Source organism: Streptomyces sp. NPDC101234 (assembly GCF_044767525.1).
Classification (GTDB): domain Bacteria; phylum Actinomycetota; class Actinomycetes; order Streptomycetales; family Streptomycetaceae; genus Streptomyces; species Streptomyces sasae.
The window spans coordinates 79,330-104,218 of the sequence record NZ_JBIWOA010000003.1 but is presented as its reverse complement, the minus strand read 5'-3'; the positions used below and the strand labels follow the sequence as shown (position 1 = coordinate 104,218).

Sequence of the window (24,889 nt, the reverse complement as noted above, 5' to 3'; positions counted from 1 at the left end):
CGGGCGGGCCTTCTCGGCCGGAGGACGAACGGAGGGTTCCCATGACAGCAGCGGTGGATCCGGATCGGTCGGAGTGGGACGTGATCGTCCTCGGCGGTGCCGCGGCGGGCGAGAACGCCGCACAGTACGCGAGCCAGTTCTCCGGGCTGTCCTCGGTGCTCGTGGAGGACCGCCTGGTCGGCGGCGAGTGCTCGTACTGGGCGTGCATGCCCAGCAAGGCCCTGCTCCGGCCGGTCGAGGTGGTCGACGCCGCTGCCCATCTGTCCGGCGTGTCGGCACGGCTGGATCCGGCCGGGGTGTTCGCCCGGCGAGACCGCGTGATCAACGGACTGGACGACACGTCCCAGGTGACATGGGCCCTGAACACCGGCATCGACGTGGTGCGCGGCTATGGACGACTGGCCGGTGAGCGCGTGGTCGCGGTGAGCCGGCCCGACGGTTCGACCAGGACGCTGACCGCCCGGCACGCGGTGGTCCTCGACACTGGTTCCTGCCCGGCCGTACCGGATGTGCCGGGGCTGCGCGCCGCGCTTCCGTGGACCTCTCGCGATGTGACCACGATGAGTGAGGTACCGCGCCGGGTGGTCATCCTCGGTGGTGGTGTGGTGGCCTGCGAGGCAGCCACCTGGCTGCACGGCCTGGGGGCCGAGGTCACGGTCGTCCATCGCGGCGAGCGGCTGCTGGCCCGCAGCGAGCCGTTCGCGGGGGCGCTCGTGGCCGAGGAACTGCGGGGCTCGGGGGTCCGCCTGTGCCCCGGGCAGAGCCTGTCCCAGGTGAAGCGGTCGGACACCCGTGACACGGGCGAGGGGCGAGTGCACGGCGGTGAGCTGAGCGTGGCGCTGGACGACGCGACGGTCATCGTGGTGGACGAGCTCGTCGTCGCCGCCGGGCGCACCCCGAACACCGACGACATCGGCCTGGAAACCGTCGGGCTGCTCCCGGGCGGCTTCCTCGACGTCGACGACCAGCAGTGCGTACGAGCGGCGGACGGCAGCTGGCTCTATGCCATCGGGGATGTGTGCGGTCGCATGCTCCTCACGCACATGGGCAAGTACCAGGCGCGGATCGCCGGGGACACCATCGCGGCCCGCGCCGTTGGCCGCGGCGACCTGCCGTCCGCCGCGGCCGGACACGTCGGGGCACCGCAGGTCGTCTTCACCACGCCGGAGGTCGGCAGCGCCGGTGCCACCGAGCAGCAGGCGCGCGAGGCGGGCCTTGACGTGGAGACCGTCGAGTACGACCTCGCCGCGCTGGCGGGCACGTACGTCATGCGCTCGGACTACCGCGGACGGGCCAAGCTCGTCGTCGACCGCAGTGAAGACGTCGTGGTGGGGGCTACGTTCGTCGGCGCGGGCATTGCCGAACTCGTGCATTCGGCAACCACGGCCATCGTGGCCCGCATCCCCGTGCCTACCCTCTGGCACGTCGTGCCGAGCTACCCCACCGCGAGTGAGATCTGGCTCCGCCTCCTGGAGACGTTGCGCGGGCAGCGCCGCACAGCCGGCTCGCACCGGCGCCACAGCCCATAGGACTGCTTCCCCGTCGACGGAACCTCAGAAGATCCTCGGCGGATGCGAGGCCGCCCCCCAACCACCACCAGCGGCTCGCCGAGGGTGACGTCGCCGTCTTGGCGGCCCGCCCCCACGCCCGCCGACCGGCGGGGAAACGGGTGACAGCCGCGTAGAGGTCGTCGACGGTGATGAAGTGCTGGCGCACAGGCCGGGCCGAGCCTGCTGGAGGGCTCCATGGACGGCGCGCGGCGCGAGCTGGAGGTGAACTACCTGGGCACCTGGGCCGTCTCGCGGGCCTTCGCGCCGGTGCTCGCCGCCCACGGTGGCGGAGCCCTGGTGAACATGCTGTCCGTGGCCTCGTGGCGGGCCAACAGCAGGTGGCCCAGCTACGCGGCGTCGAAGTCGGCGCAGTGGTCGCTGACCAACGCGCTGCGGGTCGCCTGCGGGAGCAGGGGACGTTGGTCGTCGGCGTGCACGTCGGCTGTGTGGAGACCGATGCCACCGTGGGGGTCGACGCGCCGAAGACCGAGGCGGCCGAGGTGGCCGCGCAGACCATGGACGCGATCGAGAGCGGTGAGCCCGAGGTACTCGTCGACGACGCGGCCCGCCGGGTGCGCGCCGCGCTGTCCGGTCCGCTGGATCTCCTCCACCCGAGCGTCTGACCGTGCGACGGTGGACGCTGGAGAGCGACTCGACACAACGGTGAGGTGGAGCCATGCAGACCGACTTCGACGTCGTCGTCCTGGGAGCCGGGCCGGGCGGCTATGTGGCCGCGATCCGCGCCGCCCAACTGGGCCTGCGCACCGCCGTCGTGGAGGGGCGCTTCTGGGGCGGCGTCTGCCTGAACATCGGCTGTATCCCCGCGAAGGCGCTGCTGCGCAACGCCGAGGTCGCCCAGCTGATCCAGCACGACGCGGAGAAGTTCGGAGTGAAGATCGGCGGGGAGGTGAGCCTGGACTACCGCGCCGCCTACGAACGCAGCCGCGTGGTGGCCGACGGACGAGTGAAGGGCGTCGGCTACCTCATGCGCAAGAACAAGATCGAGCAGTTCGACGGGCAGGGCACCTTCCTCGACCCGCACACCCTGCAGGTGCGGATGCAGGACGGCGAGACGACACTCTCCTTCCGCTCCTGCGTCATCGCGACCGGCTCGACCGTGAAACTGCTGCCCGGCACGACGCTGGGCCGGCGCGTCGTCACCTACGAGGAGCAGATCCTCTCCGACAGCCTTCCGTCGAGCCTGGTCATCGCGGGCGCCGGGGCCATCGGTGTCGAGTTCGCGTATCTGCTGCGGTCGTACGGCGTCGACGTCACGCTGGTCGAGTTCCTCGACCGGATCGCACCGCTGGAGGACGAGGAGGTCTCGGCCGAGCTCACCCGGCGCTTCAAACGGCAGGGCATCAAGGTCCTTGCCTCGACGGCCGTGCAGTCCATCGAGGAGATGGAGGACCGGGTCTGGGTGACCGTCCGCAAGGGCGACACGGAGCAGGTCCTCGAAGCGGAGAAGGTGCTCCAGGCCACCGGCTTCCAGCCGCGCACCGCCGGCTACGGCCTGAGCAGCACCGGGGTACGGCTCACCGCGCGCGGTGCCATCGACATCGACGGGTACTGCCGCACCAGTCAGCCGCACATCTACGCCATCGGTGACGTCACGGCGAAGCTGATGCTGGCGCACACCGCGGAGGCGATGGGCATCGTCGCCGCCGAGAGCATCGCCGGCGCGGAGACCATGGAGCTGGACTACCGCATGATCCCGCGCGCGACGTTCTGCCAGCCCCAGATCGCCAGCTTCGGCTGGACCGAGGCCGAGGCCCGCGCCGGGGGCTTCGATGTGCGCGTGGCGAAGTTCCCCTTCACGGCCAACGCCAAGGCGCACGGCTTCGGCGACACGGTCGGCTTCGTGAAACTGGTCAGTGACACCCGGTACGGCGAACTGCTCGGCGCCCACATGATCGGCCCGGACGTGACCGAGCTGTTGCCCGAGCTGACGCTGGCCCAGAAGTGGGACCTCACGGTCAACGAACTCGCGAGGAACGTCCACGCCCATCCGACCCTGAGCGAGGCGGTCCAGGACGCCCTGCACGGCCTCGCCGGACACATGATCAACCTCTGACGGCACCGCACGGGCCGCTTCTACGCACCCGCGCGAACGGACTACGCGCGTCACGGGATCCATCGAGATCCCGTCGGACAACACGGCCGCGTTCGTCCACGAGCTGGACGCGGACGGCTTCTCCACCGCGGGCGGCGGCACCGACCACGTGCGCGTCAACGTCACCACCAACGCCGGCGCACTCGACCGCGAGCAGCAGCTCGGCCTGGTCAAGGAGCTCTCCGAACTGGTCGCCTCGGCCGCGGGGGACCCCTCCCTCGCCGAGCGCACCTGGGTCGCCCCTGACCGAGGCGGTTCCCGGCGGCTGGGGCATAGGCGGCCACGCCTACACCAACGACGAGTGGTTCCGGAACCCCAGGACGTCATGCTGGTCCCGCTGGGCACACCGGGGGAGGGGGCGCGCACGGATCCGGTCGCCGTGAGCCTGCAGAAGCCCCACCGCCTGCTTGACCCCCTGCCGGACAGGCGGCCCGCGGCCGGCTGAGCGCGCGCGGACGGTCCCGGCGGGGCGCCGGCCTTCGGGCCGGTCGCGTTTTCGATGGCGGTCGTACTATGACATGTCCGTTCCGAAGCCGCCCCGAGGAGTGACCGTGGCCCGCCCCCGCACCACCGCACGCACGGTGGAGCACCCCGACCTGTCCGAGGTCTCGCTCCAGCAGGTGCTGGAGGCGCTGGTGGACCCGGTACGCCGGCTGGTCGTGTCGCAGCTGGCCGGTGCGGGCGAGGATCTGAGCTGCGGGACGTTCGACGCGCCGGTGTCGCTCTCCACGCTGACGCACCACTTCACCGTGCTCCGCGAGGCCGGTGTGATCCGGCAGTACTACGTCGGCACGGCGAAGATGAACACGCTGCGCACCGACGAGATGGAACAGCGCTTTCCCGGTCTGCTGTCGACCGTGCTGGCCGCCGCGGCCCGGGAGAGCGAGGCCGGTGCGGTCTGAGGCCGTAGGTCAGGAAGCCGCCATCCTGGCGGCGGCGTCGTAGATGAGCCGGGCGTGCAGCTCGAACAGGGAGACCAGGTCGACGGAGTCGCCGTTGACCTCCCGGTGCACGAACAGGCCGTCGGCGCCGGCCACGGCGTAGGTGGTCAGGGTGTCCACGTCGGCCTCGCCCAGGGTCGGGAAGAGGGAGGCGATCACCTCGGCGATCCGCCGCTCGGAGAGCGCGCGGACCTGGAGGAAGACGGTACGGCCGCGGGGCTCGGTGGGGCGGCGTTCCAGCGCCAGCATCAGGCCGAGGCGCAGGAAGTCCGGCGCGGCGACCAGCGACCTGGCCACGTTCGCGGCCATCAGGGTGACCCGTTCCAACGGGGTGCCCACGTCGTCCCCGGGCAGTTCGACGGCCGTCAGCCAGGTCTCGAAGCTGCGCTCGATGACGGCGGCGATCAGGTCGTCCTTGTCCTTGAAGTGCCAGTAGATCGAGCTGGCGGGCAGCCCGCACTTGGCGCTGACGGCCGCGATCGAGGTGCCGTCGTAGCCGCGCTCGCCGGCGATCTCGACGGTGGCGTCGAGGATGCGCTGGCGCGACTCCACCCCGTTCGCACGCTTCCTGCGCGTCGTCTGCGGCACGGTCATCTCTGCGCCCTCCGGAGATCATGGCGGCCGCCGGGGCGGGCCGTAGCTGAAGCATCCACTCTAATTGGAGCAGCCCCTACAGCAGCACCGGCGGGGAAGAGTGAGCGGCGCTCATCCGATGATCGTGTCGACGACGTCGAGATCCGGCAGTTCGAGCGAGCAGATCCGGGCCGCCTCGTCCGCGGGGATGCCGAACTGCCGCATTAGACCGCGCACCACCAGGTCGGCGGAGGTCGCGTCGTCCCGGTCGGGCTGGGCGTGCAGCAGCGCGCCGAGGGCCGGCACGGCACCGGCCGTCACCGCCAGCGCGAGGTCCAGGTCCTCCACCTGGAAGCGGCCCGTGACCATCGCGGCGCGAATGTCATGGGCCGCACGGGGTGCCAACCCCCGCTCCGACTGCACGAGTTCGAGCCCGTGGTGCAGCAGGATCCGGCTCAGCTCCGGGTGCCGCCGGTGCAGTCGGCCTGCCATGCGGAAGCTCTGCGCATAGGCGACCGCGGGATCCTCGACGTCCGCCGCGAGCCGGTCCATCACCGAGCCCCACCACTCCAGCGCCTCCTCGACCGCGATCCGGAAGAGGTCCTCCTCGCTGGCCCGCCCCGGATGCGCTCCCGGGCGTGCGCCCTGATCCGAGTGCAGGTCGTTGTGCGGGGAATCCGCTGATCAAGGTCCATGACATCGCATGGCTGGAGTTCGCCAAGCCGGACCTGGGCCGGGCCGAGGCCTTCGCCCGGGCGTTCGGCTTCGGCACGTCGTACAAGGACACCCGTGAGCTGCATCTGCGCGGGACACAGGCGGGCGCCCCCTGTGTGATCGTCCGCAAGGGCCGGCGCTCCCGGTTCCTCGGCCCGGCCTTCCGCGCCGCCGCCCCCCGGGACCTGCTGCGCCTGGCCGACGCCACGGGCGCCCGGGTGCGGCCGCTGCCGCCATCCCTGGGCGGCACGACGGTCGGCCTGGCCGACCCCGGCGGACTGCGCGTCCGCGTCGTCGCCGACCCCGACGAACTGCCCGCCCTGCTGCCGCAGCAGCCACACCGGCTCAACCTCGGCGGGGACCCGGACCGCATCAACGGCACCCAGCGCCCGCCCCGGGAACCGGCCGGCGTCCGGCGCCTGGGCCATGTCGTCCTCCAGACGACCAGCTACCTGCGCACACTCGACTGGTACCTGGAGCATCTCGGCCTGATCGTCAGCGACTTCCTCTTCTACGAGGGACAGCGCGGACGCGGCCCCACCATGAGCTTCATCCGCTGCGACCGCGGCCCGACCCCGACCGACCACCACACCCTGGCCCTCACCCTGGGCCCCTCCGACCGCTATGTGCACTCGGCGTACGAGGTGACCGACCTCGACGCGCTCGCCGCCGGCGGACAGCACCTGCTCGACCGGGGCTACCACCGCTCCTGGGGCATTGGCCGGCACATCCAGGGCAGCCAGATCTTCGACTACTGGCGCGACCCCGACGGCGTCCTCGTCGAGCACCTCACCGACAGCGACATGTTCGACGCCACGCCGGAGCCCGGCTGGGCGCCCATGACCGCCTCCGGCCTGGCCCAGTGCGGGCCGCCGGCCATCAAGGACTTCCTGGGCATCGCCCCCGGCCGCGAGTCGCTCGCCGAACTCCGCTCGATCATCACCGCCCTCCGCGCCCACGACAACGAATTCGACCTCGAACGCCTGCGCGGCCTGCTGAAAGTGGCAACCTCATGACCGTCTCCGTCCTCCGCACCGCCGACCGGTGGTGGGCCGCCGTCGCGACCTCCCCCACTCTCGGCTTCGTTCGAGCGGGGGGACCCCCATCGCCGTAGGAACTCTCCCGCTTCCAGGCCCTGGCCACCGGCGGCGTGATCCTCACCGGCACCCCCGGCGGCACGGCCCTCAAGGCCCCGCCCGAACCGGTGGAGCTGCTCGCCGCGTTCCTGCCCCCGGCGACGAAGTGGAAGGCCTTCTTCAACTCCCAGGCGAAGAACGGGAAATACCTGCACGACGGTGACGTCCTCGAACTCTCCATCCGCACCCGGGACGGGTCCCTCGACCTCGGCACCCAGCAGAACAAGGTGAGGTTCGCGTGATCGCCGCCGCGGAGGTGTGGCCGCGCTACGAGCGCCGGGTGGCCGACTTCGCGGTCTCCTGCCGGGTCGTGGCGCGGGAGGCCGTGTGATGGGCGAGTCGACATCGGTACTGGTGGTCGGCGCGGGCCCGGTCGGCCTGACGCCGGCCATGGAGCGTCGGCGGGCCGGGCGAGGCCGCCGCCGACCGCGGAGTTCCGCTGACGGTCGTCGACGTGCGCGACAGCCACGCCCGCGTGCGCCGCGAGCGTGACCTCGTCCTGGTCCGGCCCTCAGCCGTGTCCCGCGCGCGCCTCCATGACCTCGACCAGCCGGTGCAGTGCCTCGGTCACCCGTGCGCGGTCCTCGCCCAGACCGGCCAACAGGTCGAACTCGATGGAGAGTTGCCGGGGAAAGAGGTCGTCCACCGCCTTGGCACCGGCCTCGGTGACGGTGACCAGGGCGGCGCGCCGGTCGGCGGGGTTGGGGGTACGGGTGATGAAGCCGCGCTTCTCCAGCTTGCCGAGGGTCTTGCTGACGCCCGCCCGGGACAGTCCCAGCCGCTCGGCGAGGCTCCGGGCGATGAACGGCTCGGTCGCGTGCCGGAGCGGGATCAGCATGTCGACCTCCGGCGCGGTGAGAGCGGCGCCTGCGTAGAGGGGTTCGACGGCGCGGCTGAGCACACCGTTGGCGTGCTTCAGCAGACCGACCAGCTCCATGGGGGAGGTGTCCAGGTCGGGGTTGTGGGCGGCCCACTGGGCGCCGACATCGGCGGCGGACGGGGCGGAGGAGGGGGTGGGCATGCGGCTCGTCATCCCTATTTGTTAGCTAGTGAACTATCAGTTACTTTTAATTTCATGGTAGCTCCGTCATCCTCGCGCAACCGCGCCGACGCCGTCCCCCACACCGCCGGACCTGCGCCTTCGGGTCGTACGGCCACCGCTCTCATAGCCGTGCTCGGCGCCCTGACCGCCGTCGCGCCGCTCGCGACCGACATGTACGTTCCCGGGTTTCCCGCACTGGGAGAGGCGTTCGGGGCGAGCGGTTCGGCCGTGCAGCTGACGATGACCGCCTTCCTGGCCGGGCTCGTCGTCGGCCAGCTGGTCATCGGCCCGCTCAGCGACGGACTCGGCCGGCGCCGACTGCTCATCGCAGGGGCGGCCGGCTTCGTCCTCCTCTCCCTCGCCTGCGCCGCCGCCCCGAACATCGCCGTGCTGACCGGCGCCCGCTTTCTGCAGGGCGTGGCCGGTGCGGCGGGCATGGTGCTGGCCCGGGCCGTCCTCACCGACCGCTTCCACGGCCCCGAACTTCCCAGCTACTTCGCGGTGTTGTCCCAGGTGGTCGGCGTGGCCCCGGTCGCCGCACCGGTGCTCGGCGGGGCCGTGCTCTCCGTGTCCACCTGGCGGACGGTGTTCGGCGTACTGGCCGTGCTCGGCGTGCTGCTCCTGCTCGCCGTTGTGCGGGCGGTCCCCGAGTCGCTGCCGCCCGAGCGGCGGCACGGCGGCGGACTCGCCGGCACCTTCCGGGCCATGGGCGCGCTGCTCGCCGACCGGACGTTCATGGGATACGTCCTGGTCGTCGCCCTCGTCTCGGCCGCGCTGTTCGCCTACATCAGCGGTTCGAGCTTCGTCTTCGAGAACCTCCACGGGGTCTCCTCGACGACGTACTCCCTCATCTTCGCCACCAACGCCGTCGCCATGCTGGCCGGCGGGGCGTCCTTCGCACGCCTGGCCGGGCGTGGCGTGCGGCTCAACTCCATGCTCTCGGCCGGAGTCGGCATCGCCCTGCTGGGCGCGCTGGCGCAGGTCCTGCTGGTGGTGACCGCGGGGGAGACCCTCGCGGGAACCTGGATCACCCTGTTCCTGACCGCCGGCGGCATAGGCCTGGTCTTCCCCAGCGCCATGAGTATCGGCCAGGCGGTGGGTCGTACGGCTCCGGGCGCGGCCTCCGCGCTCCTCGGTGGCCTGCAGTTCCTCTTCGGCGCCCTGGCCTCCCCGTTGGTGGGCGTGTTCGGGGAGGACAGCTCCCGGCCGATGGCGGTCATCATGCTGGTCGCGCTGGGCGCGGCCGGGCTGGCCCTGGTGGGTCTCGCCAGGTCTTGGGAAGGGCGAGGGGAACCGACGGAGACGGCGTAGGGCCTGACGACTCATCCGGACAAGGACCGCTCATTCGGACAAGGACCGCCGTGGATCACGCAGGCGGCCCGGGGGGCGGAGTCGGATCCGTCCGGCCCTCTCAGGTTCGGGGCTCGACGTGATGGTCGTGCTGGACCGAGTCGCCGTGGGCCACGAACACGTCGGCGACCATCGCCGGTGGGAACAGGCCGTGTTCGACGACACCGGGGGTGGCGCCGAGCAGTGCCGCCAGGCCCGCGAGGTCGTCGACGGCACCGTGGTAGTCCGCGATGACGCCGCCGTCGGGGCTGCGTGGTACGTCACGCAGGGAGACCGGGTGGAGCAGCCGCATGGTCGCGGCCAGCCCGAACTCGAGCAACTCGAGCGGGACCGGCGGGTGCAGTGCCGTCACTCGTTTGCTCGAGTCGGCGATCACGACGAAGCGGTCGGCGGCCGCGGCGACGATCTTCTCCCTGGTGTGCGCGGCCCCGCCGCCCTTGACGAGCCAGCCGTCCGGTGCGATCTGGTCCGCACCGTCGATCGCGATGTCGAAGCGGTCGATGCTGCCGAACGGTTCGACCCGCAGACCGAGCGTCAGGGCCGCCTCCTCGGTCCGCGGTGACGTGGCGACACACCGCAGTGACAGACCGCGGCGGGCCAGTGCGGGCAGGAGGTGGGCGACGGTGGAGCCGGTGCCGAGGCCGACGGTCATGCCGTCCTCCACGAGCTCGGCCGCGGCCTCGGCGGCACGCTGCTTCTCATGCTCGACGCTCACGGTCGTTCCTCCTCTCGGGCCTGGACCACGGGTCACAGGACGAACTGCTCGACAGCGTTGGCGAAGCCCTCGTCCTCGTTGCTGGTCGTGACCCGCCTCGCCGCGCGCTGGACCTCGTGACCGGCGTTGCCCATCGCGATGGACAGTCCCGAGTGGGCGAACATCAGTACGTCGTTGGGCATGTCGCCGATCGTAGCGATCTGTTCGGAGGGAATCCGAAGCTTGGCGGACCAGTATGCGACGACACCGCCCTTGTTGGCCTGCGGATGGGTCACATCGAGGTAGTAGGGCTGCGAGCGGGCGGCCGAGACATGGTCGCCGAACCGCGCGCGAGCCGCGACCGCGGCCGCCTCGACGGCCTCGTGGTCGTCGCTGACCCCGACGATCTTGGCGGTGCCCTGCTCCAGCCCCTCGAAGCCGGCGACGAGCGTGGGCGCGAACTGCACCGTCCAGCTCTCGCGATCCACGTGCGGCCCCTTCAGGTCGCGGACGTACCAGTCGGCGCCCCGGTAGATCCAGACGCCGAGGCCGAACGACTCCATCAGCGCGACGACCGGGGCCACCACCTCCGTGGGGATGACCTGCTGCTCGACAACGGTCATGTCCGGGTTGACGATGAGACCACCGTTGAAGGCGGCCAGTTCGGTGCTCAGCGCCAGGGGCTCGATGATCATGGCCATGCCGCGGGGCGGTCTCCCGCTGGTCACCGCGAACACGACGCCGGCGTCGTGGAGCTTGTGGACCGCCTCGACTGCGCGGTCGGTGAGGACCTTGTCGTTCGTGACCAACGTACCGTCGACATCGGCAAGGAACAGGCGGATCGGGCGGGTTGGCATCGCACCTCCGTGAACTCCGGGCGTAGCCGTGTGCCTCTCGAACAGAAGGGAAGGTCAATACCCTTTGGGCATGCAATTCTTTTGTATACCCATTGGGTTTTGATATAACCCGATAAAGGTGATGTGGCGACTGTAATTAATATGCGTTATTCTTAAGGATTGTATGGTGAAACTCTTATAGGGTCTGGCTGTTCAAAATTCACACAACACATCTTGGGCCGGCCCCTGAGGGGAGCGGGCAGTGGTGCAGGAAAGTCTGGACAAGGCGGCCCATGTGCTGGGGGTCGACATCGGCGGGACCGGTATCAAGGGAGCGCCGGTCGACCTCGAGTTCGGCGGACTCACCGGTGAGCGGGTCCGGATCCCGACCCCGCAGCCGGCGACTCCGGGAGCGGTCGCGGACGTGGTCGTGCAGGTGCTCTCTCGGATCGGCGTCCCAGGACCGGTCGGGCTGACGCTCCCGGCCGTCATCCGGGGCGGCAAGGTCCAGACGACGGCCAATATCGATCCGGCCTGGATGGATACGGACGCGGCCCAGCTCTTCGCACAGGCGACCGGCCGCGACGTGCGGGTGGTCAACGACGCCGACGCGGCCGGGATCGCCGAGATGCGCTTCGGCGCCGGCAAGGGACGCAAGGGCGTCGTCGTGATGGTGACGCTCGGCACCGGTATCGGCAGCGCCGTCTTCTCCGACGGGCTCCTGGTGCCCAACAGCGAGCTGGGGCACCTGCCGCTGCACCACGGGGATGCCGAGGACTGGGCCGCGGAATCGGTGCGTGAGCACGACGACCTGTCCTGGGGGAAATGGGCGCACCGTCTGCAGACGTATCTCGAACTCGTCCAGCGGCTGCTGTGGCCCGACCTGATCGTCATCGGCGGCGGCGTCAGCAAGAAGGCGGACAAGTTCCTGCCGCACATCGAGCTGAGGACCGAGATCGTGCCGGCGCAGCTGCTGAACGACGCGGGAATCGTCGGCGCGGCGCTCTTCGCCCCGGCAGGGAAAGCCCAGCCCTAGTCTGCCGCGCCCGACATGGGCGAGCGTGACCGAGCCCGGACTCGGCCACGACTCGCCCATGAACGCGCTGAGTACTACCGCACGCTCAAGGACCAGGAGGCACCAGATGGCGACAGACAAGCCCATGCAGCTCGGGATGATCGGGCTCGGCCGGATGGGGGCGAACCTGGTGCGACGGCTGATGCGCGACGGCCACCACTGCGTGGTGTCCGACGTCAAGGCGTCCGCTGTCGCCGAACTGGCCGGCGAGGGGGCGACGGGCGCGGACTCACTCCAGGATCTCGTTGCGAAACTGGACAAGCCACGGGCCCTGTGGCTCATGCTTCCGGCCGCGATCGTCGACCCCATCCTCGACCAGCTCGAACCGTTGCTGGAACCCGGCGACATCCTCATCGACGGCGGCAACTCCTACTACCGCGACGACATCACACGCGCCGGGCGGCTTGCCGACAAGTCGCTGCACTACGTCGACTGCGGGACCAGCGGTGGCGTCTGGGGGCTGGACCGCGGCTACTGCCTGATGATCGGCGGCGAGGACGAGGTCGTGGCCCATCTCGACCCGATCTTCAGGACGATCGCCCCCGGCGAGGGCAGCGCCGAGCCGACACCGAGCCGGACCCGGACCGACGGCACCGCCCCGTCCGGGTACCTGCACTGCGGGCCCAACGGCGCCGGGCACTTCGTGAAGATGGTCCACAACGGAGTCGAGTACGGGATGATGGCCGCGATCGCCGAGGGACTCGCCGTCATCAGGCACGCGGACGCCGGCCAGGGCCGGCAGGAGGTCGACGCGGAGACGACACCGCTGCGCGATCCGTGGGCCTACCAGTACGACATCGACGTCGGCGAGGTGGCCGAGGTCTGGCGGCGCGGCTCGGTCGTCGGCTCGTGGCTGGTCGACCTGATCGCCGACGCCTTCGCCAGGTCGCCCTCCCTCGACGCCTTCGCCGGGCGGGTCTCCGACTCCGGGGAAGGCCGCTGGACCGTCCTCGCCGCGGTGGACGAGGGCGTCCCGGTACCGGTCATCACCACCTCGCTCTACGAGCGCTTCGAGTCCAGGCAGGCCGGGGAGTTCACCGACAAGATCCTCTCGGCGATGCGCTCCGAGTTCGGCGGGCACGCCGAGAAGAAGGGCTGAGCGCCGTGCATCACGAACTGGAGGTCGTCGCCGACCCCGACGCGGTCGCCGGCACCGCGGCGGCGTTCGTGGCACGGCTGGCCCGGGCCCGCGTGCAGACCCACGGCCGTTTCACGTTCGCCGTCAGCGGCGGGCACACCCCCTGGGCGATGTTCGCGCGGCTCGCACACGAGGACGTCCCCTGGGAGCACGTGGCCGTGTTCCAGGTCGACGAGCGGGTCGCGCCCGCCGGCGACCCGGACCGCAACCTCACCCACCTGCGGGAGAGCCTCGGTGCGGCTCCGGCCGAGGTCTTCGCGATGCCCGTGAACGACCCCGACCTCGACGCGGCGGCCGCCGCCTACGGGCGGTCGCTGCCCGAGCGGTTCGACCTCGTCCACCTGGGCCTCGGTCCGGACGGGCACACCGCCTCGCTGGTGCCACAGGACCCGGTGCTCGACGTCTCGGACCGGCCGGTGGCCCTCACGGCGCCCTACATGGGCCACCAGCGCATGACACTCACCTATCCCGCGCTGGCGCGCGCCCAGCAGGTGCTCTGGCTCATCACCGGAGCGGACAAACGCGAACCGCTCTCCAGGCTCGTCGCGGGAGACCGGTCGATTCCCGCCGGCCGGGTCGAGGCGGCGGCGTCGCTCGTCCTCGCGGACGCGGCGGCGGCCGGCCGGAGCCCCGCCGACGTCGGCGACCGGCCGCCGGCAGAACCATGACACCCGGCCCCTTTGCCGTGCCGGCCCCGTAAGGAGGATGAGGTGGCTTCGAACTCGTCGAACGTTCCCGCCGACGTGCTGGTCATTTTCGGGATCAGTGGCGACCTCGCTCGCAAGATGACGTTCCGCTCGCTCTACCGGCTCGAACGGCGCAAGCTGCTGACCTGCCCGGTCATCGGAGTGGCGCGCGACGGATGGTCCGACGACGCGCTGCGCGACCACGCCCGCGCGGCCGTCGAGGCGGCGGGCGAGCCACTGGACGAGAGCGTCATGGCCCGGCTCGCCGCCCGACTCGGCTATGTACAGGGCGATTACGCCGACCCGGAGACGTACCATCGCCTCGCCCGGGCGGTCGAGGACAAGCGGCACCCCGTCTTCTACCTGGAGATCCCGCCGTCACTGTTCGCCCGGGTGGTCGAGGGGCTGGCGGGCGTCGGGCTGACCAAGGGCGCCCGGGTCGTCGTGGAGAAACCGTTCGGGCACGACCTCGCGTCGGCGCGCGCCCTCAACGCCGAGCTGCGTCAGCTCCTCGACGAGGACCAGTTGCTGAGGATCGACCACTTCCTCGGCAAGGAGCCGGCGATGGACATCCAGTTCCTGCGGTTCGCCAACTCCGTGTTCGAGCCGGTGTGGAACCGCGACCACATCTCCTGCGTGCAGATCACCATGGCCGAGGACTTCGGGGTCGAGGACCGCGGTCACTTCTACGACCCGGTCGGCGCGCTCCGCGACGTCGTGCAGAACCATCTGCTGCAGCTGCTCGCCCTGGTGGCGTCCGAGCCGCCGTCGGCCGCCGACGCGGACGCGCTCCGGGACCGCCGGGTCGATGTGTTCCGGGCGATCCCCGACGCCGACCCGGCCCACTACGTCCGCGGGCAGTACGAGGGGTACCTTCAGGTCCCCGGCGTGCGTCCGCACTCGCGCACCGAGACGTTCGTCGGGCTGCGGCTGGAGATCGAGAACTGGCGCTGGTCCGGGGTGCCGTTCTTCATCCGCGCCGGCAAGTCGCTCCCCGAGCGGGTGACCGAGATCCGGATCGTGTTCAAGCGCCCGCCGCGACTCGCGTTCGCGGAGCGGTTCGCGCCCGAGCCCGGCCAGTGGATCCTGCGGATCGATCCGAGCCCTGGCGTGAACTTCCGCATCCAGGCCAAGCAGCCGGGCAGGCAGGACACGCAGCTGGTAGACCTCGACCTCCTCTTCGAGGCCGCGCTCGGTGAGGCACCCGAGCCCTACGAGCGCCTGCTCAGTGATGCGATGCAGGGCAACGCGAGCCTGTTCACCCGGGAGGACTCGGTGGAGGAGACCTGGCGGATCGTCCAGCCGCTGCTGGAGGCGCCAGGCGACCCCGAGAGCTACCGGCAGGGGACCTGGGGACCGGCGGGAGCGAGCAGGCTCGTCGCCGGTCACCCGGGATGGCACGAACCCTGGCTGCCACCGGGAGCGGGGCGGGCGGCGGCCGGGTGACCGGGGCGAGCGGGACCTACCCGTAGTTGGTGATGAGTGTCTCCGGGAGGGATTTCCGGCCCTCCAGGGGGACCGTCGCGGACCGGTCGCCGTCCTCGCCCGCGAACGCCGCAGAGCGTGCGAGGAACCGTCGCCGGGACTCCCGGGGCGAGACACGGCCGCACTGCACGTCCCAGTAGCCGTCACGCCGGGTGAGGAAGACCGCGCACAGGGGCGGCACGGTGAGATGCCAGAACGTTCTCGCCGGTACGGCCAGAGCGTGGATGAGCACGGCCCGGACCACCGCTGCTTCGACGACGGCCACCACGTGGCCCGTCTCGGGCGCCATGCTGCTCAGCCAGCCCGCCGAGCGGCGGCACAGCTGGCGTACGGACTCCCCCTCGTGGGGAGCGGCATCCGGATCCGTGAGCCAGGCGGAGAACCCGTCGGGGTCGGCTGCGGCGACCTCGCCGACCGTGCGACCGCGCCAGCTGCCCACGTCGATATCGCGCAGCATGGGCTCGGGCGCCGCGACCAGGCCGATGGCGTCGGCAGTCTGCGCGCAACGGATCGAGGGTGCCCGTACGGCCGACACCGGGGGGGAGAACACTGCTCTCGTGGCGCCTGCCAAACGCAGTCCGCGCTCGCTCAGCGGAGCGTCGCCGAGGAGTGGATCGAGCGTGGCGTCACCGCCGGGCGCGCACAGAAACGTCAGATGGATCGACATGGGACCGACCTCCTTCGTGGCCCGGCATGGCTCTGGACGGTGTGAGACCCAGGCGAAGGTCGCTGGATCGGGCCTATCCGGCCGGCGGGCGCACCGGGCAGCGGATGGAACGGCCGGCACCACGTCGTGCCTCACCTGCTCCACAGTCGGCGCAAGCCCCCCGGCCGCACCATCCGCCAGGTGTCCGAAACCACCCGGCCGACCGGCCGATGGTCTGCCTCGCCGGCCCGGCCGGAACCGGCATCCGCCGGGCCGGCCGGCAGTCGTCCCGGCAGCGGTGCTCACCGGTTTTGTTCGACGGGCAGTTCGAGGAGGAGCTCGTAGCCCCCTTGGGCCGTGGGGCCGGAGGTGACGGTGCCGCCGAGCAGTTCCGCTCGCTGGGCCAGGCCGATCAGGCCGTTGTGGGCACTGGGCAGGTCGAACGCGAGCCGGGTGGGGGCGGTGTTCGTGACGGTGGCACGGAGGGCACCGTCCCGGTGTCTGATGCGGATGATCGCGGCGGCGCCGGGGGCGTGTTTGCGGACGTTGGTCAGCGCTTCCTGGACGGTGCGGTAGACGGCGCGCTGGACCGTGGGCGGAAGGTCCTCGGGCAGGTCGGTCTCCAGCTTCGCCTCGATGCCGCTGGCCTCGACCAGGTGCTCCAGGTCGGCGAGCGAAGGCTGCGGGGTGAGCTCCGTGGGCCTGCTGCCTGAGGCCCGCAGCACGCCGACCATGTGCCGCAGTTCTTCCAGGGTCTGCACGCTCAGGCGGCGGATCGTCGCGGCGGCCTGTCTCGTCTCGGCGTCCCGGCCGCCCACCTGGAGAGCACCGGCCTGTACGGCGATGAGACTGACCTGGTGGGAGACCACGTCGTGCATCTCCCGGGCGAGCTGGGCGCGCTCCTTGGCCAGCACGCTCTGTGCGGTCAGCAGCCGTTCCTGCTCGCGGGCCTCGGAGATGTCGGCGAGCCGCAGCGACAGTTCGCGCCGGGCCTGGACGAGCTGGCCCAGGAACACGGGGGCGGCGGCGGTGGCCAGGGTGTAGCTGAGGTGGAACACGTTGTTCGTCTGGGACAACTCGGTGGCGTCCAGGGACGACCACGGCCAGGGCAGGAAGTCGATGATCGCGTAGAGCAGCGCGCAGCCGGCCAGCAGGAAACGGTGGCGGTTCAGGGAGGAGAGCGTGTACAGCGCGGCCATCGGGGCGACCACCGCGTCGGTGACCAGGGCGGTGGGCAGGGTGAGAACGAAGGTCGTCAGAGGCAGTCGGTGACGCAGCATCAGGGCAAGGCCGCCGAGCAACGCGCAGGCAGCCGTCGGCCGGTCCTCGACATCGATATGAGCCCATCCGTCCGCCACCGCGAACGCGACGAGACCGATGTCGAGCAGCACCGTCGGCGGCCGTCGGAGGCTCACCGGGCGTCCTCCTCCTGGGAGGGGGCGAGCAGGCCCGCGCGCTCGGCGATCAGCGCCGCCTGGACACGACTGCTCACCCGCAGTTTGCCGAGCACGCTGGTGACATGGCCTTTGATGGTGCCGGTGCTCAGGTGCAGCCGTTCGCCGATCTCTGCATTGGCGAGCCCTTCGGCCATGAGGACGAGCACGGCACGCTCGCGCTCGGTGAGCCGAGTGGTGAGACGGACGGCGGCGGGCTCACGCACGCTGTTGTCGAGGTAGCCGCCCACCACCAGGCGAGTGACCTTGGACGACAGCACGGTCCCTCCCTCGGCCAGGGTGCGCACCAGGTGCGGAAACTGTTCGGGGTCGGTGTCCTTGAGCAGGAATCCGGCGGCGCCCGACCGCAGAGCCGTCGCCACGTATTCGTCGGTGTCGAACGTGGTGAGCATGGCGACCACCGGAGCCTGCGGCATACGGCGGAGGTCGGCCAGGATCGTGAGCCCGTCCACGTCCGGCATCCGGATGTCGAGCAGGACGACGTCGGGCCGCAGCTCCCGCACGGTCCGCACGGCCTGGCCGCCGGGTACCGCCGCAACGACCTCGATGTCGTCCGCCGTCTCGAGGATGTGCGTGAAACCCGTACGGATCAAGGCTTCGTCGTCGACCACCAGTACCCGGATCACCCGCGCTCCACTCGTCGCATGCCCCGGTCGATGCGTACCCCGCGGGAGCCTTCTCCCGGCGGCCGGCACGGAGAACCCGCCGGTTGGCGGCGCGACCTCAGCCGGTCGGCGGGGGGCGGCGCGCCCGGACCGCCCGTGGCGCAGCCGGGACCTCCGCACTCGCCTCACTACGCTGAGCGACGGGAGACCACACAGTCCAGGACAGATAGGGAGACCATGGCCCTCGACCTCGACATCGACAGCCTCCGCCAACTCATCGGCGATGGTGTCCACGACAAGGTCTACCCCGGCGCCGTCTGGGCCGTCGGTGACCGCACCGGAAACATGGCCATCGGCACCCCGGGTGTCCTGGATCCCGACCGGCCCGACGAACCCATGCGGCACGACACCGTCTTCGACGTGGCCGGCCTCACGGAGGTCCTGGCGGTGTGGGCGTCCATCGGATCCCTCGTCGAGGACGGAAAGCTGCATCTCGACGAGGAGCTGGGGGACTTCTGGTCCGAGGCGGGCGGCCACCCCCTGGGCCGGGTGAGCACACGCCACCTGCTCACCCATACCGCAGGCGTGCCACTCGGCACCGACCTCATGAACCTGTACGGCACCGACCCCCGCGACATCCGCGACGGCGTCCTCCACGAAGCCGTGCGCCGGCCGCCCGGGGAGGCCGTGGAGTATACCGACCGCGCCGCCCTCGTCCTCGGCTACCTCGCCGAAGCGCTGTCCGGGCAGAGCCTCGACGCCCTCGCGGCCACCGGAACGTGGCAGCCCCTCGGCATGACACGCACCTGCTACGGCCCCCTGCCCGGCGAGAGGGCCGTCCGCTGCGCGCCGACCGAACTCGACGACCTCACGGGTGCCCGCCTGCGGGGCACCGCCCAGAGCCCGTCGGCGCGCCTGCTCGGCGGAGGCTGCGGCGTTTCCGGAGTGTTCTCCGTCCTCCCCGACATCGCGGTCTTCCTCCGCCACATGCTGCAGCCGAGGCAGGACGGCGGGCAGCCGGGCTTCGGCCCCGCCTGGACCCAGGAGTCGCTGCGGATCCAGACCGGCGAACTCGCACCCGCCCGCGGACTGTTCTGGCACCCGGCCCCGGGAACCGTCCCCGCGACCGACGACATCTGGGTGCACTACGGCTCCACGGGAACAGGAGCATGGCTTTCCCCGAAGCAGGGCCGCTGGGCGATCCTGCTGACCAACAAGCTCTACTACTCCAGGGACCGCGGGCCCCTCACCCACATCCGCGACGCATTCCGCTCACTCGCCTTCGCCTGACCGCGCACCGCGACCGCGACCGCGGCCGGCGGTCCCGCGTCGGACCGCGCGTCCGCACCTCGAAGAGCAGCCGAGCTCGGTCCGCCCGGCCGGGCGCAGGCCGGATCCCGTGGATCGACCGTTCGGACGAGCCGGTTCGCCCCATCCGGGTCGCGACCGTCGGACCGCGGAAGCTGCCGATGCGACTGCACCGCCGGTAGCGCCCGTGCCTGCTCCCGGCCCTCGGTAGCGTGCGTGCCTACTCCTGACCGCCGGTGGTGGCGAAGCGTCTGCGGTAGTGGGTCGGGGTCGTGCCCAGATGGCGGGCGAAGGCACGACGGAGGGTCTCGTCGGTGCCGAGGCCGCTGTGCTGCGCGGCCGAGGTGACGCTGTGCCCCTCCAGGAGCAGCTGCTGGGCCCGGTCGAGCCGGACCCGCTCGACCCAGCGGGCGGGGGTGGTGCCGAGTTCGGCGGTGAACAGACGGGTCAGATGCCGGGAGCTGACGGCGGCGGACGCGGCCATCGCGGGCAGGCTGTGATCGGAGGTCGGATCGGCCAGTACCGAAGCGACGAGCGTGCGCAGGAGGTCGCTGCGGGCCGGCGGGGTGGTGATGACCCTGGTGCGGGAGGCCACCGAAATGGTGCGCGACGTCGCCACCCCCCTGGTGTTCGACCACTCCCGGCGGGTCTTCCTGTGGGGCTCGCTGCGCGGCCGCGCCCTGGGGCTGGACTTCGACCCCGAACTGCTCTACGTGGGCGCGATGTTCCACGACCTCGGGCTCACCGAGAGCCTGCGCCGCACCGACCAGCGCTTCGAGATCGACGGCGCCGACGAGGCCCGGAAGTTCCTGCACGCCCACGGCATCACCGGCGAGCCCGCCGACCGGGTCTGGACGGGCATCGCCCTGCACACCACCCCCGAGAGCCCCCTGCACATGGCACCCGAGATCGCCCTGGTCACCCGCGGGGTCGAACTGGACGTCCTGGGCATCGGCTACCAGGAGGTCACCGACGAGCAGCGGGCGGCGGTGGTCGCGGCGCATCCGCGGCCCGACTTCAAGAACCAGATCCTCGCCGCCTTCACCGAGGGCATCCAGGACCGCCCCGACACCACCTTCGGCAACGTCAAGGCCGACGTCCTGGCCCACTACGTCCCCGGATTCCGGCGCGGCGACTTCGTGGAGGCGATCAAGAACTCCGCCTGGCCCGAGTGACCGGATCGCGGCGGGAGATCAGCCGGACGGCGGTCCGAGCAGACCGTCCACGATGTCGCGGAGCGGGCCCAGCAGGTCGTCGGGCGTGGCGTCGGCCAAGGGACGCAGGCCCACGGCGGAGCGTACGACGGCGACGCCGACGCCCAGCGCGACCAGGAGCTCCGCCCGCAGCAGAGCGTCGGGTGCCGGGGAGGCACCCGACGCTTCGAGCACCTGCCGGCCGAAGTCCTCCAGCGCCCGCCGGCGCAGCTCCGCCACCTGCGCGTCGCCGGAGTCCCGCAACAGCATCAGTACCGGATGCTCGCCGAACTCCGCCCACGCTCCGGCCGCCAGCTGACGGCTGAGCGCCTCGGCCAGGGCGGCACGGTCGCGCGGGAACTCCGTTTCGCGGCCGAGGAACCGGGGGGTCGACGCCAGCGCCGCCTTGAACAGACCCTCCTTGGAGCCGAAGTACCGCTTGATCAGCGCCAGGTTGACCCCGGCGTCGGAAGCGACGTCCCGCAGCGTCGTGCGGTCGTACCCCAGCCGGGTGAACCGGGCGCGGGCGGCCAGGAGCAAGGCACGGCGGGTCGCCGCGGCGTCCCGGCGCCGCCGTCCGTCGTTTGGACCGTCGGTCTGAGCGGCCATGCCCTCGGGCTGATCGGTCGCGCCGTCGCCGTCGTCCTCGTCGGTCACGTCGTCCGATGACACACCGGCTCCTCTCGTCTGCGCCCCCGTGGACCCTGTGCTGGGTCGAGCGGCTCGCCATCAGGTAATCATGCGTTGACTTCGCTCCGGAGTGGGGTTACGTTCGCAAGTAATCATCTGATGACTAACCGGTCGTGTGGAAGGAACAGTGACGGTGCCTCAGCAAGCCCTTCTCGTCATGGATGTCCAGCAGGTCGTCGCCGACCGCTTCCCCGCCGCCGATTACCTCCCACGACTGAGCAAGGCGATCGACGCCGCCCGTGCGGGCGGCGTCCCGGTGATCTATGTGGTCGTCGGCTTCCGTCCGGGATACCCGGAGGTCAGCGCCCGCAACAAGATGTTCCGCGGCCTCGTGGGTGCCGCGACCAGGCCGGCCGCCGACGACCGGGCCACGCAGGTCCATCCGGAGGTGGCTCCCGCGCCCGGCGAGACCGTCGTCACCAAGCGCCGCGTCAGCGCCTTCGCCGGCAGCGACCTCGACATGGTGCTGCGGGCCGGCGGGATCGATCACCTCGTCCTCACCGGCATCGCCACCAGCGGCGTCGTACTGTCCACCCTGCGTCAGGCCGCCGACCTCGACTTCGAGCTCACCGTCCTGTCCGACGGCTGCCTCGACTCCGACCCGGAGGTGCACCGGGTCCTCACGGAGAAGGTGTTCCCGATGCAGGCGGAGGTCACGACCGTCGACGAGTGGGTGGCGGCACTCTGACGCCCGCCGTCAGGCGAGGGTCACCTCGACCGGCAGCTTCTTGATCCCGTTGACGAAGTTGGACCGCACCCGCGGCACCTCGCCGACCAGGCGGATGTCGGCGAGCCGGGGGATCAGCTCCTCGAACATGATCCGGATCTCGGTGCGCGCCAGCAGGTTGCCCAGGCACAGATGCGGGCTGCCCTTGCCGAAGGTGACATGGTCGTTGTCGGCGCGGGTGACGTCGAAGTCGTACGGGTTCCCGAAGACCTCCTCGTCGCGGTTGCCCGAGGCGTACCACATGACGACCTTGTCGCCCTCCTTGATGTTCTTGCCGCCGAGCTCGACGTCACGGGTCGCGGTACGGCGGAAGTGGTAGACGGGGGACGCCCAGCGCAGGAACTCCTCCACCGCCGTCGGGATCAGCGACGGGTCGTCCCTGAGGCGGGCCAGCTGCTCCGGGTGCTGGAGGAGGGCCAGCATGGAGTGGGTGATGGTGTGCCGGGTGGTCTCGTTGCCGGCGACCACCAGGAGCAGGAAGTAGTTGTCGAAGTCCTGGGCGGAGAGCGGGACCCCGTCGCGCGGGGTGGTGTTGACCAGCTTGGAGATCAGGTCGGTCCCCTCGCCCCCGCGTCGCTGCCGGGCCAACTCCCGCCCGTACTCGAAGACTTCGAGCGAGGCGGGGGAGCGGAACGGCAGATCGCGGTACTTCTCGCTCTCCGCGCTGTGCAGCAGGACGTCCGCGTAGTCGGGGTCGGTGTTCCCGATGATGCGGTTGCCCCAGTCGATCAACTGCTGGTTGTCCTCCGGCGGTACGTCGAGGAGCCGGGCCAGCACGTTGATGGGGAAGTCCGCGGAGACCTCGCGCACGAAGTCGAACCGCCCCTTCGCCAGCGCCGCGTCCAGCGTCTTCGCGGTCAGCCCGCGCAGGAAGTCGGTGTAGCTGTTGATGACACCGGCGCCGAACTGGCGCTGGATCACGCTGCGCAGGGCGCGGTGCCGGACGCCGTCCAGCTCCAGGATCGAGGCGCGCTTCTTGATCTGGTCCTCGTCCACCTCCTCCAGGTTCACGAACCTGGTGGAGGTGAAGGTCTCGGCGTCCCGGTCGACACGCGCGATGTCGGCGTGCCGGGTGAGCGCCCAGAAACCGGAGTTGGGCGCCTCCTCGGGCTGCCAGTGCACCGGGTCCTGGTGGCGCAGGGTGTGGAACATCCGCCAGGGAGTCACCCCGTCGGTGAAGTTGTCGAGATTGGCGAGGTCGACATCGGCGAGGCGCATGGCCTCGACGTCGGTGGCTGTGGTCATCGTCGGTCCTTCACAGGTGGTAGGCGTACTCGGTGAACTCCCAGTCGGTGACATGCCGTTGGAAGCGTTCGACCTCGTTGCGTTTGTAGGAGAGGTAGGAGTCGGTGAAGTCCTTGCCGAGCAGCTCGGCCAGGTCGGTGTCCGCCTCCAGCGCGTCCAGCGCGGCGGACAGCTCCATGGGCAGCACGGCCGCCTTCGCGGTGTCGTAGCCGTAGCCCTCCAGCGGGGCGGGCGGCTCCTCGCCCGCCAGGACGCCGAGCAGGGCGGCGGCCGTGGTCGCGGCGATCGCCAGGTACGGGTTGGCGCTCGCGTCGCCGAGCCGCAGTTCGAGCCGGGCGCCGGTGCCCCGCTCGGGCGGTACGCGGACCATCGCGCTGCGGTTGTCCAGGCCCCAGTCGATCAGCCAGGGGGCCAGGGTGTCCGGGCCGAAGCGCTTGTACGAGTTGACGGTCGGGTTGAGCAGTGCGGCCAGGGCGGGCGCGTGGGCGAGGATGCCGGCGATCGCGTGCCGGGCGGTGGCCGACAGGCCGTACGCGCCGGACGGATCGTCGAAGGTGTTGCGGCCCTCGGGATCGGCGCACGACAGATGCAGATGGAAGCCGGAGCCGCCCGCGTCGTTGAAGGGCTTCGCCATGAAGGTGGCGAGTCGCCCCTCGCGCCGGGCCAGTTCCTTGATCGCGGCCTTGAAGCGGAACGCCCGGTCGGCGGCGGACAGGGCCTCGGAGTGCAGCAGGTTGATCTCGAACTGCCCGCCGTCGAACTCGTGGTTCCCGCTCAGCACCCCGATACCGAGCCCGCGGACCTGGCGCAGGGTGCGCAACAGGTGGTTGTCGGGGTCGGCGCGCAGCCCGGCGGTGTAGACGACCCCGGGGGTGCCGCCGTAGCGGCGCCAGCCACCGCCTGCTTCCTGTTCGCACAGGAAGTACTCCAGTTCGGGCCCGACGACCGGGCTCAGCCCGTGCTCGTGGCACCGCTCCAGGACCGACCGCAGCAGGTCGCGCGGCGACTCGGGGGCCGGTGCCCCGGTCGCCGGATCGACGACGTCGGCCAGACAGGCCGCCACCCCCGGCTCCCAGGGGAGCGCGACCAGGGTGCCGAGGTCCGGCCGTACGCAGATGTCGGGCAGACCCGCGTCCAGGCCGCCGCTGACCGGGACCACATCGCCCTGCGGGCTGGTGTGGTAGACGGCCCGGCAGAAGGCCAGCCCGTGCTCGACCGCCCTGGGCAGCTCCTCCAGGAGCACATCACGTGCCCGGTCCGTGCCGATGAGGTCGGGGTACGTCACCCGGACGACATCGATGCCGTCGGCGGCGAGCCGGTCCATGTGCCGGCGGACTTCTGACAGGTCTTGATCGCTCACCGTTGTCTCCTCGGGCGGACGGACGTCGGGGCACCACCTCCGGGAATCCGGGAATCCGGAGCTCCAGGGATCCCGGGAGGCGGGTGGCGTGGCAGGTGGTGGCCGGGGCGCGATGTCGCGGGCAGCTCCCGGCCTGGTGTTTGAAGCCAAACGGTAGGCAGGGGCCCACCTTGCCGCAAGAGGGCGACGCAAAGAATTTATCCATACGGATAGGTATTGACCAGGGAGTGATGGCTGCCTACCTTGTTTGAAGCCAAACGAGTTCGGGTCGCGGTTCGCCGCAACCCGTTGGCAGGGCCCGGTCGGCACGACCGGCCGGGCCCACTTC

Annotated in this window: 26 protein-coding genes and 2 pseudogenes; 16 read left to right on the top strand and 12 right to left on the bottom strand. The window is 71.0% G+C overall.

Annotation, left to right across the window (positions count from 1 at the left end; translation table 11 throughout):
* The first annotated feature begins 41 nt into the window (after positions 1-41).
* The 6 genes and pseudogenes from ACIRR9_RS06950 (at position 42) to ACIRR9_RS06925 (ending at position 4,565) form a co-directional block, all read left to right on the top strand.
* The gene (locus ACIRR9_RS06950; RefSeq protein WP_403748394.1) at positions 42-1,529 is read left to right on the top strand and encodes a dihydrolipoyl dehydrogenase family protein; all 1,488 of its coding nucleotides are present in this window, start codon (positions 42-44) and stop codon (positions 1,527-1,529) included.
* Positions 1,530-1,745: 216 nt separating this feature from the next.
* Positions 1,746-1,907 (top strand): annotated as a pseudogene (locus tag ACIRR9_RS06945) (SDR family NAD(P)-dependent oxidoreductase); the annotation flags it as partial.
* 89 nt (positions 1,908-1,996) lie between these two features.
* Positions 1,997-2,173 (top strand): hypothetical protein, encoded by a 177-nt coding sequence (locus ACIRR9_RS06940; protein ID WP_403748392.1) that lies wholly within the window; start codon positions 1,997-1,999, stop codon positions 2,171-2,173.
* A 53-nt stretch (positions 2,174-2,226) separates the two neighbouring features.
* Positions 2,227-3,624, top strand: coding sequence for a dihydrolipoyl dehydrogenase (gene lpdA, locus ACIRR9_RS06935; protein ID WP_403748390.1), 1,398 nt, complete (start codon positions 2,227-2,229; stop codon positions 3,622-3,624).
* A 148-nt stretch (positions 3,625-3,772) separates the two neighbouring features.
* On the top strand, positions 3,773-4,108 hold the full coding sequence (locus ACIRR9_RS06930; RefSeq protein WP_403748388.1) for a 4-oxalocrotonate tautomerase family protein: 336 nt from the start codon (positions 3,773-3,775) through the stop codon (positions 4,106-4,108).
* A 106-nt stretch (positions 4,109-4,214) separates the two neighbouring features.
* Positions 4,215-4,565, top strand: a complete 351-nt coding sequence (locus tag ACIRR9_RS06925) for an ArsR/SmtB family transcription factor (RefSeq protein WP_403748386.1) — start codon at positions 4,215-4,217, stop codon at positions 4,563-4,565.
* Positions 4,566-4,574: 9 nt separating this feature from the next.
* Here the strand turns inward: ACIRR9_RS06925 and ACIRR9_RS06920 are convergent, their stop codons facing one another.
* Together ACIRR9_RS06920 and ACIRR9_RS06915 are read right to left on the bottom strand one after the other, a co-directional pair.
* The gene (locus tag ACIRR9_RS06920; RefSeq protein ID WP_403748385.1) at positions 4,575-5,198 is read right to left on the bottom strand and encodes a TetR/AcrR family transcriptional regulator; all 624 of its coding nucleotides are present in this window, start codon (positions 5,196-5,198) and stop codon (positions 4,575-4,577) included.
* Positions 5,199-5,309: 111 nt separating this feature from the next.
* Complete coding sequence (locus ACIRR9_RS06915; RefSeq protein WP_403748383.1) at positions 5,310-5,729, bottom strand: hypothetical protein; 420 nt, start codon at positions 5,727-5,729, stop codon at positions 5,310-5,312.
* 86 nt (positions 5,730-5,815) lie between these two features.
* On the opposite strand from ACIRR9_RS06915, the gene ACIRR9_RS06910 reads away from it, so the two are divergent.
* Both ACIRR9_RS06910 and ACIRR9_RS06905 read left to right on the top strand, forming a co-directional pair.
* On the top strand, positions 5,816-6,907 hold the full coding sequence (locus ACIRR9_RS06910; protein WP_403748381.1) for a VOC family protein: 1,092 nt from the start codon (positions 5,816-5,818) through the stop codon (positions 6,905-6,907).
* Between the two features lie 101 nt (positions 6,908-7,008).
* Positions 7,009-7,269, top strand: a pseudogene (locus ACIRR9_RS06905) (fumarylacetoacetate hydrolase family protein); the annotation flags it as partial.
* Positions 7,270-7,538: 269 nt separating this feature from the next.
* Here the strand turns inward: ACIRR9_RS06905 and ACIRR9_RS06900 are convergent.
* Positions 7,539-8,060 (bottom strand): MarR family winged helix-turn-helix transcriptional regulator, encoded by a 522-nt coding sequence (locus tag ACIRR9_RS06900; RefSeq protein WP_403748379.1) that lies wholly within the window; start codon positions 8,058-8,060, stop codon positions 7,539-7,541.
* A gap of 42 nt (positions 8,061-8,102) precedes the next feature.
* Between ACIRR9_RS06900 and ACIRR9_RS06895 the strand changes: the two genes are divergently transcribed.
* Entirely contained in the window at positions 8,103-9,380 is a 1,278-nt protein-coding gene (locus ACIRR9_RS06895) for a multidrug effflux MFS transporter (protein WP_403748378.1), read from the top strand.
* A gap of 100 nt (positions 9,381-9,480) precedes the next feature.
* Here ACIRR9_RS06895 and rpiA read toward each other — a convergent pair whose 3' ends face one another.
* Complete coding sequence (rpiA, locus tag ACIRR9_RS06890; protein ID WP_403748375.1) at positions 9,481-10,134, bottom strand: ribose 5-phosphate isomerase A; 654 nt, start codon at positions 10,132-10,134, stop codon at positions 9,481-9,483.
* A 32-nt stretch (positions 10,135-10,166) separates the two neighbouring features.
* Positions 10,167-10,970: a Cof-type HAD-IIB family hydrolase gene (locus ACIRR9_RS06885; RefSeq protein ID WP_403748372.1), complete on the bottom strand. Its 804-nt coding sequence runs from the start codon at positions 10,968-10,970 to the stop codon at positions 10,167-10,169.
* Between the two features lie 241 nt (positions 10,971-11,211).
* Between ACIRR9_RS06885 and ppgK the strand changes: the two genes are divergently transcribed.
* The 4 genes from ppgK to zwf all read left to right on the top strand — a co-directional run bounded on the left by ppgK (position 11,212) and on the right by zwf (position 15,294).
* The gene (ppgK, locus tag ACIRR9_RS06880) at positions 11,212-11,985 is read left to right on the top strand and encodes a polyphosphate--glucose phosphotransferase (RefSeq protein WP_403748369.1); all 774 of its coding nucleotides are present in this window, start codon (positions 11,212-11,214) and stop codon (positions 11,983-11,985) included.
* A 106-nt stretch (positions 11,986-12,091) separates the two neighbouring features.
* On the top strand, positions 12,092-13,123 hold the full coding sequence (gnd, locus tag ACIRR9_RS06875; protein WP_403748368.1) for a phosphogluconate dehydrogenase (NAD(+)-dependent, decarboxylating): 1,032 nt from the start codon (positions 12,092-12,094) through the stop codon (positions 13,121-13,123).
* A 5-nt stretch (positions 13,124-13,128) separates the two neighbouring features.
* Positions 13,129-13,830, top strand: a complete 702-nt coding sequence (gene pgl, locus ACIRR9_RS06870) for a 6-phosphogluconolactonase (RefSeq protein ID WP_403748365.1) — start codon at positions 13,129-13,131, stop codon at positions 13,828-13,830.
* Between the two features lie 42 nt (positions 13,831-13,872).
* Positions 13,873-15,294, top strand: coding sequence for a glucose-6-phosphate dehydrogenase (gene zwf / locus ACIRR9_RS06865; protein WP_365336405.1), 1,422 nt, complete (start codon positions 13,873-13,875; stop codon positions 15,292-15,294).
* Between the two features lie 16 nt (positions 15,295-15,310).
* Here zwf and ACIRR9_RS06860 read toward each other — a convergent pair whose 3' ends face one another.
* The 3 genes from ACIRR9_RS06860 to ACIRR9_RS06850 form a co-directional block, all read right to left on the bottom strand.
* On the bottom strand, positions 15,311-16,000 hold the full coding sequence (locus tag ACIRR9_RS06860) for a histidine phosphatase family protein (protein ID WP_403748364.1): 690 nt from the start codon (positions 15,998-16,000) through the stop codon (positions 15,311-15,313).
* Positions 16,001-16,281: 281 nt separating this feature from the next.
* Positions 16,282-17,394, bottom strand: coding sequence for a sensor histidine kinase (locus ACIRR9_RS06855; protein ID WP_403748361.1), 1,113 nt, complete (start codon positions 17,392-17,394; stop codon positions 16,282-16,284).
* Positions 17,391-18,059: a response regulator transcription factor gene (locus ACIRR9_RS06850; RefSeq protein ID WP_123979609.1), complete on the bottom strand. Its 669-nt coding sequence runs from the start codon at positions 18,057-18,059 to the stop codon at positions 17,391-17,393. Before ACIRR9_RS06850 ends, ACIRR9_RS06855 begins: the two co-directional genes overlap by 4 nt.
* Before the next feature lie 216 nt (positions 18,060-18,275).
* Between ACIRR9_RS06850 and ACIRR9_RS06845 the strand changes: the two genes are divergently transcribed.
* Positions 18,276-19,328: a serine hydrolase domain-containing protein gene (locus tag ACIRR9_RS06845; protein WP_403748358.1), complete on the top strand. Its 1,053-nt coding sequence runs from the start codon at positions 18,276-18,278 to the stop codon at positions 19,326-19,328.
* Positions 19,329-19,566: 238 nt separating this feature from the next.
* On the opposite strand, the gene ACIRR9_RS06840 is transcribed toward ACIRR9_RS06845, so the two are convergent.
* Entirely contained in the window at positions 19,567-19,941 is a 375-nt protein-coding gene (locus ACIRR9_RS06840) for a helix-turn-helix domain-containing protein (protein ID WP_403748357.1), read from the bottom strand.
* 4 nt (positions 19,942-19,945) lie between these two features.
* On the opposite strand from ACIRR9_RS06840, the gene ACIRR9_RS06835 reads away from it, so the two are divergent.
* The gene (locus ACIRR9_RS06835; protein WP_403748354.1) at positions 19,946-20,521 is read left to right on the top strand and encodes an HD domain-containing protein; all 576 of its coding nucleotides are present in this window, start codon (positions 19,946-19,948) and stop codon (positions 20,519-20,521) included.
* 18 nt (positions 20,522-20,539) lie between these two features.
* Here the strand turns inward: ACIRR9_RS06835 and ACIRR9_RS06830 are convergent, their stop codons facing one another.
* Positions 20,540-21,211 carry a TetR/AcrR family transcriptional regulator gene (locus ACIRR9_RS06830; protein WP_403748352.1) on the bottom strand — a complete coding sequence of 224 codons (672 nt, stop codon included), beginning with the start codon at positions 21,209-21,211 and terminating at the stop codon, positions 20,540-20,542.
* A gap of 151 nt (positions 21,212-21,362) precedes the next feature.
* Between ACIRR9_RS06830 and ACIRR9_RS06825 the strand changes: the two genes are divergently transcribed.
* The gene (locus ACIRR9_RS06825; protein WP_403748350.1) at positions 21,363-21,917 is read left to right on the top strand and encodes a cysteine hydrolase family protein; all 555 of its coding nucleotides are present in this window, start codon (positions 21,363-21,365) and stop codon (positions 21,915-21,917) included.
* Between the two features lie 9 nt (positions 21,918-21,926).
* On the opposite strand, the gene ACIRR9_RS06820 is transcribed toward ACIRR9_RS06825, so the two are convergent.
* Together ACIRR9_RS06820 and ACIRR9_RS06815 are read right to left on the bottom strand one after the other, a co-directional pair.
* Entirely contained in the window at positions 21,927-23,201 is a 1,275-nt protein-coding gene (locus ACIRR9_RS06820; protein WP_403748349.1) for a cytochrome P450, read from the bottom strand.
* Between the two features lie 10 nt (positions 23,202-23,211).
* The gene (locus ACIRR9_RS06815) at positions 23,212-24,561 is read right to left on the bottom strand and encodes a glutamine synthetase family protein (RefSeq protein WP_365336396.1); all 1,350 of its coding nucleotides are present in this window, start codon (positions 24,559-24,561) and stop codon (positions 23,212-23,214) included.
* Between the last annotated feature and the right edge of the window lie 328 nt (positions 24,562-24,889).